Source organism: Pseudomonas sp. GW822-FHT03F08, assembly GCF_058801265.1.
In genome coordinates, this window is record NZ_JBXANC010000001.1 from 292,412 (window position 1) to 305,558 (window position 13,147).

The 13,147-nt window shown below is 62.3% G+C and carries 12 protein-coding genes; 3 read left to right on the top strand and 9 right to left on the bottom strand.

The genetic code is table 11. The features are described 5' to 3' along the window. Positions 1-71 precede the first annotated feature (71 nt). Positions 72-935: a LysR family transcriptional regulator gene (locus AC1RME_RS01340; protein ID WP_096817512.1), complete on the bottom strand. Its 864-nt coding sequence runs from the start codon at positions 933-935 to the stop codon at positions 72-74. 16 nt (positions 936-951) lie between these two features. Next, positions 952-3,219 carry a heavy metal translocating P-type ATPase gene (locus AC1RME_RS01345; RefSeq protein ID WP_493090294.1) on the bottom strand — a complete coding sequence of 756 codons (2,268 nt, stop codon included), beginning with the start codon at positions 3,217-3,219 and terminating at the stop codon, positions 952-954. 84 nt (positions 3,220-3,303) lie between these two features. Between AC1RME_RS01345 and cadR the strand changes: the two genes are divergently transcribed. Continuing rightward, on the top strand, positions 3,304-3,753 hold the full coding sequence (gene cadR, locus AC1RME_RS01350) for a Cd(II)/Pb(II)-responsive transcriptional regulator (protein ID WP_007953454.1): 450 nt from the start codon (positions 3,304-3,306) through the stop codon (positions 3,751-3,753). Between the two features lie 59 nt (positions 3,754-3,812). Here cadR and AC1RME_RS01355 read toward each other — a convergent pair whose 3' ends face one another. From AC1RME_RS01355 to AC1RME_RS01365, 3 genes are all read right to left on the bottom strand, one after another. Further along, positions 3,813-4,784, bottom strand: coding sequence for a thymidylate synthase (locus tag AC1RME_RS01355; RefSeq protein ID WP_493090296.1), 972 nt, complete (start codon positions 4,782-4,784; stop codon positions 3,813-3,815). Positions 4,785-4,834: 50 nt separating this feature from the next. Continuing rightward, positions 4,835-5,650, bottom strand: a complete 816-nt coding sequence (lgt, locus tag AC1RME_RS01360; protein WP_096817506.1) for a prolipoprotein diacylglyceryl transferase — start codon at positions 5,648-5,650, stop codon at positions 4,835-4,837. Between the two features lie 82 nt (positions 5,651-5,732). Next, a complete protein-coding gene (locus AC1RME_RS01365; protein ID WP_096817504.1) occupies positions 5,733-6,515 on the bottom strand; it encodes a sulfite exporter TauE/SafE family protein in 783 nt (260 codons plus the stop codon). A 129-nt stretch (positions 6,516-6,644) separates the two neighbouring features. On the opposite strand from AC1RME_RS01365, the gene AC1RME_RS01370 reads away from it, so the two are divergent. Continuing rightward, a complete protein-coding gene (locus tag AC1RME_RS01370) occupies positions 6,645-7,391 on the top strand; it encodes an NRDE family protein (RefSeq protein WP_096817500.1) in 747 nt (248 codons plus the stop codon). Between the two features lie 31 nt (positions 7,392-7,422). On the opposite strand, the gene ptsP is transcribed toward AC1RME_RS01370, so the two are convergent. After that, positions 7,423-9,702, bottom strand: coding sequence for a phosphoenolpyruvate--protein phosphotransferase (gene ptsP / locus AC1RME_RS01375; RefSeq protein WP_096817498.1), 2,280 nt, complete (start codon positions 9,700-9,702; stop codon positions 7,423-7,425). 22 nt (positions 9,703-9,724) lie between these two features. Next, entirely contained in the window at positions 9,725-10,204 is a 480-nt protein-coding gene (locus tag AC1RME_RS01380) for an RNA pyrophosphohydrolase (RefSeq protein WP_003229203.1), read from the bottom strand. A 143-nt stretch (positions 10,205-10,347) separates the two neighbouring features. Here AC1RME_RS01380 and AC1RME_RS01385 point away from each other — a divergent pair, with 143 nt between their 5' ends. Further along, positions 10,348-11,004, top strand: coding sequence for a histidinol-phosphatase (locus tag AC1RME_RS01385; protein ID WP_096817495.1), 657 nt, complete (start codon positions 10,348-10,350; stop codon positions 11,002-11,004). A 22-nt stretch (positions 11,005-11,026) separates the two neighbouring features. On the opposite strand, the gene AC1RME_RS01390 is transcribed toward AC1RME_RS01385, so the two are convergent. Further along, complete coding sequence (locus tag AC1RME_RS01390; protein ID WP_085709022.1) at positions 11,027-11,452, bottom strand: DUF2269 domain-containing protein; 426 nt, start codon at positions 11,450-11,452, stop codon at positions 11,027-11,029. 39 nt (positions 11,453-11,491) lie between these two features. Continuing rightward, positions 11,492-13,006 (bottom strand): threonine ammonia-lyase, biosynthetic, encoded by a 1,515-nt coding sequence (gene ilvA / locus AC1RME_RS01395; protein ID WP_096817493.1) that lies wholly within the window; start codon positions 13,004-13,006, stop codon positions 11,492-11,494. Positions 13,007-13,147: the final 141 nt, after the last annotated feature.

Below are 13,147 nucleotides of genomic sequence, written 5' to 3' on the forward strand. Positions count from 1 at the left end.
AGTTGTAATGCGTCGGTCATATGGCAGTAAGGCAAAAACGACCGATAGTGGTATTCAGGGATTTGGGTTGATCAGGCCGGGGACATTTCCTGTGCCAGCCCGAGAAACGCCGCCGGCAACCGGGCGTTCTTGCGTTCCTTGAGGCAGTAGAGGTATTCGGGAATCTGCGGCGCATTCTCCAGGGTCAGCACCCGCAACTGCGGATCATGCGGCACTTCCTGTCGGGCGATGATGCTGATGCCGATGTTGCGCAGCACCGCTTCGCGGATCGATTCACGGCTGCCGATCTCCAGCAACGGGCCGAAACTGACCCCGGCACCGGCCAGCAATTCTTCGGTCAAGCGACGGGTGGTCGAACCCGGTTCACGCATCAACAGGGTATGCCCGGCCAGTGCACTCAGCGTCACATGGTCATGCGCCGCCAGCGGATGATTACGATGCACCGCCAGCACCAGCGGATCGCTTCCAAGCACCCGGCGGATCAGCCGCGCATCGTCGAGCAATTGCGACGATGCCGCGACATCCACCCGGTAATCCTCCAGCGCTTCGAGCACTTGCTGCGAGTTGCCGATTTCCACCGACACTTCCACCTGCGGCAGACGTTCGCGGAAGGTCTTCACCAGATCGAGGATGTAATACGGCGCGGTGGCGGCGATGCGCAGGGCGCCCTGAACCTGACCACTGTTGCGCAGGAAGAACTCGATATCGGCCTCCTGCTGCAACAGCGCCTTGACCATCGGCAACAGCCGCGCACCTTCATCGCTGACACTCAGGCGCCGGCCGCCACGGTAGAACAGCTCCACCGAGTACTGGCTTTCCAGATTGCGGATCTGGGTGGTCACGGTCGGTTGACTGAGGCCGAGCTTTTTCGCCGCCAGCGTAATGCTGCCCAGGCGGGCCACCATGTAAAACGCTTTCAGCTCGGCACTCAGCACAACCGCCCCTCTTCCTCTATTTGCGCAACAGGCGCAAACCGTTGAACACCACCAGCAGGCTCACGCCCATGTCAGCGAACACCGCCATCCACATGGTGGCGAGCCCGGCGAAGGTTACCCCAAGAAAGATAGCCTTGATCACCAATGCCAACGCAATGTTCTGTTTCAGGATGCTGGCCGTGTTGCGGGACAAACGGATGAACGCCGGAATCTTGCGCAGATCGTCGTCCATCAGGGCGACATCGGCGGTTTCAATCGCCGTATCGGTGCCAGCCGCCGCCATCGCAAAACCGATCTCCGCACGAGCCAGTGCCGGCGCATCGTTGATACCGTCGCCGACCATGCCGACCCGACGGCCCTGCGCATACAGGTCTTCGATGGCTTGCAGTTTGTCGGTGGGCAGCAAGTCGCCCTTGGCCTGATCGATCCCGACCTGCGCCGCAATGGCCTGCGCGGTGTGGACGTTGTCGCCGGTGAGCATCAGGGTTTTCACGCCCAGATCGTGCAGCTGGCGAATCGCTTCGCGGCTGGTTTCCTTGACCGTGTCGGCCACGGCGAACAGCGCCAGCGGGCCGGAGCGGTCGAGCAGCAACACCACGGACTTGCCCTGTTTCTCCAGCGCAAACAGCTTTTCTTCCAGTTGCGGCGAGCAAAGGCCCAGTTCTTCCACCAAACGATGGTTGCCCAGGTGGTAGGCCTGGCCGTTGACCTCACCCTTCACACCACGCCCGGCCAGCGCTTCGAAGTTATCCACAACCAACGTGGCAAAACCTTTATCCACAGCGGCATTGGCGATAGCCAGCGACACCGGGTGATCGGAACGCCCGGCCAGCGCGGCGGCAATCGCCGGGGCTGTGGCGTCGGCGGTCGGGTCGAGGGACAGGTAGTCGGTCTGCACCGGTTTGCCGTGGGTGATGGTGCCGGTCTTGTCGAGGGCCAGATAGTCGAGTTTGAAACCACCCTCCAGGTACACGCCGCCCTTGACCAGAATGCCTTTGCGCGCCGCTGCGGCGAGGCCGCTGACGATGGTCACCGGGGTGGAAATCACCAGTGCGCACGGGCACGCGACGACCAGCAGCACCAGCGCGCGGTAGATCCAGTCGAACCACACGGCGCCCATGAACAGCGGCGGGATGATCGCAACGGCCAGGGCCAGGACGAAGACCACCGGGGTGTAGATTTTCGAGAACTGATCGACGAAGCGCTGGGTCGGCGCCCGCGCGCCTTGCGCCTGTTCCACGGCGTGGATGATTCGCGCCAGGGTGGAATTGTTCGCCGCTGCCGTCACCGCATACTCCAGCGAACCGGCCTGGTTGATGGTGCCGGCGAACACTTTGTCGCCGACGGTTTTTTCCACGGGCAGGCTTTCGCCGGTGATCGGCGCCTGATCGATAGTCGAACTGCCGCTCACGACTTCACCGTCCAGTGCGATGCGCTCGCCCGGTTTCACTCGCACACGAGCACCAAGTTCGATGCTTTTCACATCCAGTTCGACCCAGTTGCCGTCAGCCTGCAACACAGTCGCCTGCTCTGGCGTCATCTGCATCAAACCGCTGATGGCGTTGCGCGCGCGGTCCAGCGAGCGCGCTTCGATCAGCTCGGCCACGGTGAACAAGAACATCACCATCGCCGCTTCCGGCCATTGGCCGATCAACACGGCGCCGGTCACGGCGATGCTCATCAGGGCATTGATGTTGAGGTTGCGGTTCTTCAGGGCGATCCAGCCCTTCTTGTAGGTGGTGAGGCCGCCGCTGAGGATCGAGATCAGCGCGATGATCGCCACCACCCAGGTCGGCGCGGCGCTGGTGAAGTGGATCACTTCGGCAGCGAGCGCACCGACGCCGGACAGCGCCAGCGGCCACCAGTGTTTTTTCACCGGGGCGGCGGCCGGGGCATCAACACCCGCCTCGAGCGGCTCGGCCTGCATGCCGAGGGATTTGATCGCGTCGATGATCGGCGCGGTGTCCGGCAGATTGTGGGTCACGCCGAGCACACGGTTGATCAGGTTGAATTCCAGCTGCTGGATCCCGGCCAGTTTGCCGAGCTTGTTCTGAATCAGCGTCTGCTCCGTCGGGCAGTCCATCGCCTCGATGCGGAAGCTGCTCAGCCGGGCGTCGGCGCTTTTCGCCTCGCTCAGTTGTACCAGCGCCGGCGCAGCGGCTTTCGACGAACAGCAGGAATCGCCGCCGTGGGAATGCTTATGCACAGGCTGCAATTTATGACTGTGATCGTGCCCGTCGCCCGGTTTGTGGGTGTGAGGGTGGGTGTGCTGGGAATCGCTCATTGGTCGCGTCCATGAAGGTGCCTGTTGCCAAGTAAAGACCCTGTAGCCACTATAGGGTCAAGCACCCTTTTGGAGATCGCTGTCATGAAGATCGGAGAACTGGCGAAACAGACCGATTGCGCCGTGGAAACCATCCGCTACTACGAGCGCGAAAACCTGCTGCCGGAACCGGCCCGCAGTGACGGCAACTACCGCGTCTACACCCAGGCCCACGCCGAGCGCCTGACCTTCATCCGCAACTGCCGCACCCTCGACATGACCCTCGAAGAGATCCGCAGCCTGCTCGCCTTGCGCGACAGCCCGCAGGATCAGTGCGAAAGCGTGAATGCGCTGATCGACGAGCACATCCAGCACGTCAAGGCGCGAATCGATGGGTTGTTGGCGTTGCAGACGCAACTGCTCGACCTGCGCCAGCGTTGTGGCGAAGGGCCGGAAGCGGATCAGTGCGGGATCCTGCAACGGCTGGAAGTGAGTGGCGGAGTTGTGGCAGCGGAGGTTGAGCATTCGCATGTGGGCCGCAGTCACGGCCATTAAGAACGCCAGAAACGACTGAGGGAGCCATTTGGCTCCCTCAGTGTTTTGATCACCCTGCTTCAGACCGCCATCGGCGCGGTCATCGGCGCATGGTGCTCGTAGCCTTCCAGCGAGAAGTCGCTCGGCTCCACCAGCTCCAGCCATTCCGGCTGGTAGACGCCCGTCTTGGCAAATTCCGGCACGCGATCCGAAATCTTCAGCTTCGGCATGGCGAACGGCTCGCGCTTGAGCTGTTCGTTGAGCATGTCCAGATGGTTTTCGTAGACGTGGGCGTCACCGATGAAATAGGTGAACCAGCGCGGCGTGTAACCGGTCAGGCGACCGATCAGGCTCAGCAGTGCAGCGCCTTCGGTGAGGTTGAACGGCGTGCCCAGACCCAGGTCGTTGGAGCGGATGTAGAGGGTCAGAGAGATCTCTTTGGTCTCGACATTCGGGTGGAACTGATACAGCAGATGGCACGGCGGCAAGGCCATTTCATCGAGCTGGGCGCAGTTCCAGCCGTGGAACAGGATGCGGCGGCTGCCCGGGTCCCTGATGATCGTGTCAACGCACTGGCGCACCTGATCGATGGCTTTGTACAGCACCACGTAGGCCTGGCCGTCTTCTTCACCCTGGGCAATCTGCTTGTAGCCGTTGCTCAAGGTTTGTTCGATGGCGGCGATGTTGCTCAGCGGGATCTGCTTGTACGCCGGCCATTTGCGCCATTGCACGCCGTAGATTTCGCCGAGGTCGTCTTCGCCCTGGCGGAACGGGTTGGCCAGCCACTGGGCGTTTTCGTTGGCGTTCTGATCCCAGACCTTGCAGCCCAGCGCACGGAATTCCGCAGCATTGTTCACGCCACGCAGAAAGCCGCACATCTCGCCGATGGCCGATTTGAAGGCCATCTTGCGGGTGGTGATCGCCGGGAAACCTTCCTGCAGATCGAAGCGCAGCATCGCGCCCGGAAAGCTGATGGTGTTCACGCCGGTACGGTTGGCCTGTTTGGTGCCGTTGTTGATGACGTGCGACACCAGATCGAGATATTGCTTCATGAGTTACCTGTGTCCTTGAGCCCCGGCCAACCGCGCCGGGGTTCGAATATTTAAGCCGTCGGTGCAACCGGTGCCGCCGGGGCACGACGGTAGGCCAGCCAGATCAGGAACAGCCCGCCGATGATCATCGGTACACACAGTACCTGACCCATGGTCAGCCAGTTCCAGGCGAGGTAGCCCAGTTGCGCGTCCGGCACGCGGACGAATTCGACGATGAAACGGAAGATGCCATAGAACAGGGCGAACATGCCCGAGACCGCCATGGTTGGACGCGGCTTGCGCGAGAACAGCCAGAGGATCAGGAACAGCGCGACGCCTTCGAGCGCGAACTGGTACAGCTGCGACGGGTGACGCGGCAGTTGCGCCGGGTCGCTGAACGGCGGGAACACCATGGCCCACGGCACGTCGGTGGCCTTGCCCCACAGCTCGGCGTTGATGAAGTTGCCGATGCGTCCGGCACCCAGGCCGATCGGCACCATCGGCGCGACGAAGTCCATCAGCTGGAAGAACGACTTGCCGTTACGCTTGCCGAACCACAACGCCGCCAGCATCACGCCGATGAAGCCACCGTGGAACGACATGCCGCCCTTCCACACTTCGAAAATCAGCGTCGGGTTGGCGATGTAGGCGCTCAGATCGTAGAACAGTACATAGCCCAGTCGCCCGCCGACAATCACGCCCATCGACAGCCAGAACACCAGATCGGAGAGTTTCTCCTTGGTCCAGGTCGGATCGAAACGGTTGAGCCGGCGCGACGCCAGCAGCCACGCACCGCCAATGCCGACCAGATACATCAGGCCGTACCAGTGGATTTTCAGCGGACCGATGGCCAGGGCCACCGGGTCGATCTGCGGGTAAGGCAGCATTGCGACTCCTCGTTAGAGTTCAAATCTTCAAAATTCCCGGGCGACGCTGCCACCTCAGGATTAAGCCAGGATTGTGGCCTGCTCAGAACAAAAAGCTCAGCCCCACGCAGAACAGCAAAGCGGCGAACAGCCGTTTCAGCAACTTCGGCGACAACTTGTGCGCCAGCCGCGCGCCGAGACGGGCGAACACCATGCTGGTCAGCGCAATGCCCAGCAGCGCCGGCAGATACACAAACCCGAGACTATGGGCCGGCAGCAACGGATCATGCCAGCCCAGAATCATGAAACTTATTGCACTTGCCACGGCAATCGGCAGGCCACAGGCCGACGATGTCGCCACCGCCTGCTGCATCGGCACGCTGCGCCAGGTCAGGAACGGCACGGTCAGCGAGCCGCCGCCAATCCCGAAAATCGCCGACGCCCAGCCGATCACACTGCCGGCCATGGTCAGACCAAGCTTGCCGGGCACCGTTCGGCTGGCCTTGGGTTTGACGTCCAGCGCCAACTGCGCCGCGATCACCAGAGCGAATACACCGATGATTTTCTGCAGATTGGGCCCGGAGATCGCTTCGGCCGTCAGCGCGCCGAAACCGGCGCCGAGCAGAATCCCGACGGTCATCCACTTGAAGATCGGCCAACGCACCGCCCCACGTCGATGATGTTCACGCACGGCGTTGACCGAGGTGAAGATGATCGTCGCCAGCGACGTGCCGACGGCCAGGTGGGTCAGGATCGACGGATCGAAGCCCTGCAAGGTGAAACTGAACACCAGCACCGGAACGATGATGATCCCGCCGCCGACCCCGAACAGCCCGGCCAGCACGCCTGCACAGGCACCCAGCGCCAGATAGAGCAGAAATTCCATGCTGCCTCCAAGGCGCATCCCCAAAACCGGAGCGGCATGGTAACGGATGCATGGCCTTCGGCTCCACTGGCGATGGATGCACGGACGATGTCTGCGTAGAGTGGGCAGAAAACACACAAGGACCACCTTATGTGCCTGATCGTTTTCGCCTGGCGGCCGGGGCATGCCCAGCCGCTGATCGTCGCGGCCAACCGTGACGAGTTCTACGCCCGGCCCAGCCTGCCGCTGGCCCAGTGGCCGGAAGCGCCGCACGTCCATGCCGGACGGGATCTGGAGGCCGGAGGCACCTGGCTCGGCCTCGGCGCCAATGGACGTTTTGCCGCACTGACCAACATCCGTGATCCGCATCAACCACCAGCCCGGCGCTCCCGGGGCGAGTTGGTGGCGGGGTTTCTGACCGGAAACCTGTCGATCGATGACTATTTGTCCGACGTTGTCGCCCGCTCGCCGGAGTATGCCGGGTTCAATCTGCTGCTGGGCAATGCTCATGAGCTGTGGCATTTCAACGCCCGGTCTTCGGAACCGGTGATGTTGCAGCCGGGCATTTATGGGCTTTCAAACGCCGGACTGGATACGCCGTGGCCGAAACTGCTCAAGGCCAAGGCGGCATTGAATGCGGTGCTGGATGATCCACAACCCGAGCAGTTGCTCGCGCTGCTGGGCGATGCGCAGACCGCGCCGTTTGCCGAACTGCCGGACACTGGCGTGGGCCTGGCGACCGAGTCGTTGCTGTCGAGTGTGTTTATTGCCAGCCAGAGCTATGGGACACGGGCGAGTACGGCGCTGATTGTGCAGGCCGACGGGACGCGGCGGATGGTGGAGCGCAGTTTCGGGCCGTATGGCGGGCACTTGGGGGAAGTGGAAATCAACCTCTGAAGATCGCAGCCCGAAGGCTGCGATCCTGTGCTCAGAGAGGTTTGGCCGCCGCTGGACTGACCATCTTCGCCAATCCGAGGTTCTTCAGCGCCAACTGCAGCGAGCTGTGGATAACTTGCGGGTTATCGATAGTCATCAGTTCCGCCAGCAGATCCCTGGCCTTGCTCAGGTTGATCTGACGCAGCATCCACTTCACCTTCGGCAGGTTGGTGGCGTTCATCGACAGGCTGTCGAAACCCATCGCCATCAACAGCACCGCCGCCGCCGGGTCACCGGCCATCTCGCCGCAGATACTCACCGGCTTGCCTTCGGCATGGGCGTCGCGCACCACGGTTTGCAGGGCTTGCAGCACCGCCGGGTGCAGGTAGTCGTAGAGATCGGCCACCCGTGGGTTGTTGCGGTCCACGGCCAGCAGGTACTGGGTCAGGTCGTTGGAGCCGACCGACAGGAAGTCCACCATCCGCGCCAGTTCCTTGGTCTGGTAGACCGCCGCAGGAATTTCAATCATCACGCCCACCGGCGGCATCGGCACGTCGGTGCCCTCGTCGCGCACTTCGCCCCAGGCACGGTGAATCAGGTGCAGCGCCTCTTCGAGCTCGTGGATGCCGGAGATCATCGGCAGCAGGATCCGCAGGTTGTTCAGGCCTTCGCTGGCCTTGAGCATCGCGCGGGTCTGCACCAGGAAGATTTCCGGGTGGTCGAGGGTGACGCGGATCCCGCGCCAGCCGAGGAACGGGTTGTCTTCCTTGATCGGGAAGTACGACAGCGACTTGTCGCCGCCGATGTCCAGGCTGCGCATGGTCACCGGTTGCGGGTGGAACGCGGCGAGCTGCTCGCGGTAGATCGCCAGTTGTTCCTTCTCGCTCGGGAAGCGCTGGTTGATCATGAACGGCACTTCGGTGCGGTACAGACCGACGCCTTCGGCGCCACGCTTCTGCGCCCGCGCCACGTCCGCCAGCAGGCCGGTGTTGACCCACAGCGGCATGCGGTGGCCATCGAGGGTCACGCATGGCAGGTCGCGCAGGGTATCGAGGCCCAGCGCCAGTTGTTTCTCTTCTTCCACCACGTCGGCGAATTGCTTGCGCAACACTTCGCTGGGGTTGGTGTAGACATCGCCCTTGGTGCCATCGACGATCATGTCGATGCCGTCGACCTTGGCATACGGCAGGTCGACCAGACCCATGACCGTCGGGATGCCCATGGCCCGGGCCAGGATCGCGACGTGGGAGTTGCCCGAACCGAGTACCGAGACCAGACCGACCAGCGTGCCTTCCGGCACCTCGCCGAGCATTGCCGGCGTCAGTTCTTCGCTGACCAGAATGGTTTTTTCCGGGTAGACCAGGTTCTGCTGACGCTCCTCCTGCAAGTAGGCGAGCAGACGACGGCCCAGGTCCTTGACGTCCGACGCCCGCTCACGCAGGTATTCATCGTCCATCAATTCGAAACGGTTGACGTGATCGGTGACCACCTGACGCAACGCGCCCTGGGCCCACTGGCCGGTCTTGATCACGGTGGTGATTTCGCTGCCCAGCGAGGCATCGTCGAGCATCATCAGGTAGACGTCGAACAGCGCGCGCTCTTCCGGACGCAACTGGGTCGCCAGTTTGGCCGACAAGGCACGCATGTCGGCGCGCACGCCTTCGATGGCGGTCTTGAACAGCTCCAGCTCGGCATCGATGTCGTCGATGTGCTTGTCCGGCACCACGTCCAGATCCGCCGGCGGCAACATGACCACCGCCGTACCGACCGCTGCGCCCGGCGAACCCGGCACGCCGACGAACTTGGCTTCCTGGATGCCCTTGCCCTGACGGCCCAGACCACGGATCGACCCGGTGGCCTCGGCGTGAGCGATTACGCCAGCGAGCTGCGCGCTCATGGTCACGAGGAAGGCTTCTTCACCTTCATCGAACTGGCGGCGTTCTTTCTGCTGGATGACCAACACGCCGACGACGCGGCGGTGGTGAATGATCGGCGCCCCGAGGAACGAGGCGTAACGCTCCTCGCCGGTTTCGGCGAAGTAGCGGTAGCGCGGGTGATCCGCGGCGTTTTCGAGGTTCAGGGGTTCTTCACGCGTGCCGACCAGGCCGACCAGACCTTCGTTGGGTGCCATGCTGACCTTGCCGATCGAGCGCTTGTTCAAGCCCTCGGTGGCCATCAGGACGAAGCGGTTGGTCTCGGGATCAAGCAGATAGACCGAGCAGACCTGGCTGCCCATGGCCTCTTTGACGCGCAATACAATAATCCCCAACGCCGCCTTGAGATCCTTGGCGGAGTTAACTTCCTGGACGATCTTGCGCAGCGTATTGAGCATGGCTCGGGGTCGAACTCCGTCGTCAGTCGCGCGCTAAAAGGCGCGGGGCAAGCTCTTTGAGAGCGCGGCGATACACCTCGCGCTTGAATGTCACCACCTGGCCCAACGGATACCAATAGCTGACCCAGCGCCAGCCATCGAACTCCGGTTTACCGGTCAAATCCATCCGCACCCGCTGCTCGTTGGAGATCAGGCGCAGGAGAAACCACTTCTGTTTCTGGCCGATGCACAGCGGTTGGCTGTGGGTTCGCACCAGACGTTGCGGCAAACGATAGCGCAACCAGCCCCGGGTACAGGCGAGAATTTCAACATCCTCGCGTTCCAGGCCCACTTCTTCGTTCAACTCGCGGTACAAGGCGTCTTCCGGCGTCTCCTCGGGATTGATCCCTCCTTGCGGAAACTGCCAGGCATCTTGATTGATACGGCGAGCCCATAGCACCTGTCCGGCGTCATTCGTCAGAATGATCCCGACATTAGGACGGAAACCATCGGGGTCGATCACGGCAACAACCTCGCAAACGCATGTCGCCGCATTGTTCCACAAAGATTGTGAAGGCAGCAATGAAGCTTCCTACCTTATGTGCACTCTTGTGAAAAGACCGTATTCTTGTGGCCTTTTTACTGACTTTTCAGCGGGTAACTGCAATGCGCCTGGCTTTATTCGATTTGGACAACACCCTTCTGGGCGGCGACAGCGATCACGCCTGGGGCGATTATCTGTGTGAACGCGGCTTCCTCGACCCGATCGCTTACAAGGCACGCAACGACGAGTTCTATCAGGACTACCTGGCGGGCAAACTGGATAACGCCGCGTACCTGAACTTCTGCCTGGAAATTCTCGGCCGCACCGACATGGCCGTGCTCGAGCAATGGCACAGCGACTTCATGCGTGACTGCATCGAGCCGCTGATGTTGCCAAAAGCGGTCGAGCTGCTGAAAAAGCACCGCGACGCCGGCGACAAACTGGTGATCATCACCGCCACCAACCGCTTCGTCACCGCACCGATTGCCGAGCGCCTGGGCGTTGAAACCCTGATCGCCACCGAGTGCGAGATGCAGGACGGTCGCTACACCGGTCGCAGCACCGACGTGCCGTGCTTCCGTGAAGGCAAGGTGACGCGCCTGAACCGCTGGCTGGAAGAGACCGGGCATTCGCTGCAAGACAGCTATTTCTACAGCGACTCGATGAACGACTTGCCGCTGCTGGAGCAGGTGGTGAACCCGGTCGCTGTTGATCCGGACCCGAATCTGCGGGCCGAAGCCGAGAAACGCGGCTGGTCGGTCATCTCGCTGCGCGATTGATCTCGAGACCGGGTGCCGGGCCTTAAACCGGCTTGGCGCCCATCAACCCGGCAATCGCGACAAAGCAGACAAAACTGAACAGCGCCAGGGCAAAGCTGAACCGGCCGACGCCGCCCGGCGCCTTGCGCAACCGGTTCAAGCGCACCAGCAGCCAGAACCACGCCAGCGCCGCCACGGTGTACAGCACGCTGGAGGCCAGAATCCACGTCTGCCCCAACGGCCAGCCCACCAGATGCACCATCCACCAACCCGTAAACGGCATGCTCAGCAGCGCCAGGCCCATCAGCAGCCAGACAAACACCCGTGGCCGCTGCAAGGTGCGGCTGCCCGCCGTCGCATCACCTTTGCGCCGGGCCAGTAAAACCCAGACGCCCAGTCCCAGCGCACTCGCCAGCAGAACCACGGTGGCGACCATGTGCGCCGTTTTCAGGGCAGTTAACGTTTCCATTGTCCGATTTCCTTAAGGCCTGCCCATCAGCGTAGCCGCTCAGCCAAGAAACAGCTGATAGGCCGGGTTGTCGCTTTCGTCCCAATACGGGTAGCCGATTTCCGCCAGCGCTGCGGGAACCAGGTGACGTTCTTCGTGAGGCACTTGCAGACCGGCGACCACACGACCATCGGCCGCGCCGTGGTTGCGGTAGTGGAACATCGAAATGTTCCAGCGCCCGCCGAGCTTGTTGAGGAAGTTGAACAGCGCGCCCGGACGCTCCGGGAACTCGAAGCGCAACACCACTTCATCGACCACCTGCGCCGCGCGCCCACCGACCATGTGGCGGATATGCAGTTTGGCCAGTTCGTTGTCGGTGAGGTCGAGTACCGGGAAACCCTGTTCGGTCAGGCTCGACAGCAAGGCGCTGCGCGGGTCGTTTTCCGGGTGAGTCTGCACGCCGACGAAGATGTGCGCTTCGCTGCCGGTGTTGTAGCGATAGTTGAATTCGGTGATCTGGCGTTTTCCGATGGCCTCGCAGAACGCCTTGAAGCTGCCGGCCTTCTCCGGGATGGTCACGGCGATGATCGCTTCACGCCCCTCGCCCAGCTCGGCGCGCTCGGCGACGTGGCGCAGGCGGTCGAAGTTGACGTTGGCCCCGGAGTCGATGGCGACGAAGGTCTGGCCGCTGACGCCGCGCTGCTCGACATACTTCTTGATCCCGGCCACGCCCAGGGCGCCGGCCGGTTCGGTGATCGAACGGGTGTCGTCGTAGATGTCCTTGATCGCCGCACAGATCTCGTCGGTGCTGACAGTGATCACTTCATCGACGTAATCCTTGCAGATATCGAACGTGTGCTGACCGATCTGCGCCACCGCCACGCCGTCGGCGAAGATGCCTACGGTCGGCAGCACGACGCGCTCGCCCGCCGCCATCGCCGCTTGCAGGCAGTTGGAGTCGTCGGGCTCGACGCCGATGACCTTGATGTCCGGCCGCAGGTATTTCACGTACGCCGCGATGCCGGCGATCAGACCGCCACCGCCCACCGGTACGAAGATCGCGTCCAGCGGCTGCGGGTGCTGGCGCAGAATTTCCATCGCCACGGTGCCCTGCCCGGCAATGGTGTGCGGATCGTCGTACGGGTGGATGTAGACGTAGCCTTTTTCATCGACCAGTTTCAGCGAGTAGGCCAGGGCTTCCGGGAACGAATCACCGTGCAGCACCACTTTGCCGCCACGAGAGCGCACGCCTTCGACCTTGATCTCCGGGGTGGTCTTGGGCATCACGATGGTCGCTTTCACGCCCAGCACTTTCGCCGCCAGGGCCAGGCCCTGCGCGTGGTTGCCCGCCGACGCGGTGACCACGCCGCGAGCGCGTTCTTCGTCGCTCAACTGGGTCAGCTTGTTGTAGGCGCCGCGAATCTTGAACGAGAACACCGGCTGCAAGTCTTCGCGCTTGAGCCAGATGTCGTTGCCCAGCCGCTCGGAGAGCTGGCGGGCGTTCTGCAGCGGGGTTTCTACGGCAACGTCATAAACGCGCGAGGTGAGGATCTTCTTGACGTACTGTTCGAGCATCGGAAAGCATCACTGAGCGGGTTGGGCAGGGCCAACGAGTCTAACCCGGCTTTCGGGCGCACGACCACACGAATCCAGAGGTTTTAGCCCGGCTTGAGGCTATAATGCCGGCCTTTCCGTTCTTACCTTGCCCGCTTCCGG

Excerpts from the sequence above, each read along its gene's own strand:
- AC1RME_RS01345 (WP_493090294.1), bottom strand. The coding sequence starts at position 3,219 with ATGAGCGATTCCCAGCACACCCACCCTCACACCCACAAACCGGGCGAC.
- cadR (WP_007953454.1), top strand. The coding sequence starts at position 3,304 with ATGAAGATCGGAGAACTGGCGAAACAGACCGATTGCGCCGTGGAAACC.
- AC1RME_RS01355 (WP_493090296.1), bottom strand. The coding sequence starts at position 4,784 with ATGAAGCAATATCTCGATCTGGTGTCGCACGTCATCAACAACGGCACC.
- lgt (WP_096817506.1), bottom strand. The coding sequence starts at position 5,650 with ATGCTGCCTTACCCGCAGATCGACCCGGTGGCCCTGGCCATCGGTCCG.
- AC1RME_RS01365 (WP_096817504.1), bottom strand. The coding sequence starts at position 6,515 with ATGGAATTTCTGCTCTATCTGGCGCTGGGTGCCTGTGCAGGCGTGCTG.
- AC1RME_RS01370 (WP_096817500.1), top strand. The coding sequence starts at position 6,645 with ATGTGCCTGATCGTTTTCGCCTGGCGGCCGGGGCATGCCCAGCCGCTG.
- ptsP (WP_096817498.1), bottom strand. The coding sequence starts at position 9,702 with ATGCTCAATACGCTGCGCAAGATCGTCCAGGAAGTTAACTCCGCCAAG.
- AC1RME_RS01385 (WP_096817495.1), top strand. The coding sequence starts at position 10,348 with ATGCGCCTGGCTTTATTCGATTTGGACAACACCCTTCTGGGCGGCGAC.
- AC1RME_RS01390 (WP_085709022.1), bottom strand. The coding sequence starts at position 11,452 with ATGGAAACGTTAACTGCCCTGAAAACGGCGCACATGGTCGCCACCGTG.
- ilvA (WP_096817493.1), bottom strand. The coding sequence starts at position 13,006 with ATGCTCGAACAGTACGTCAAGAAGATCCTCACCTCGCGCGTTTATGAC.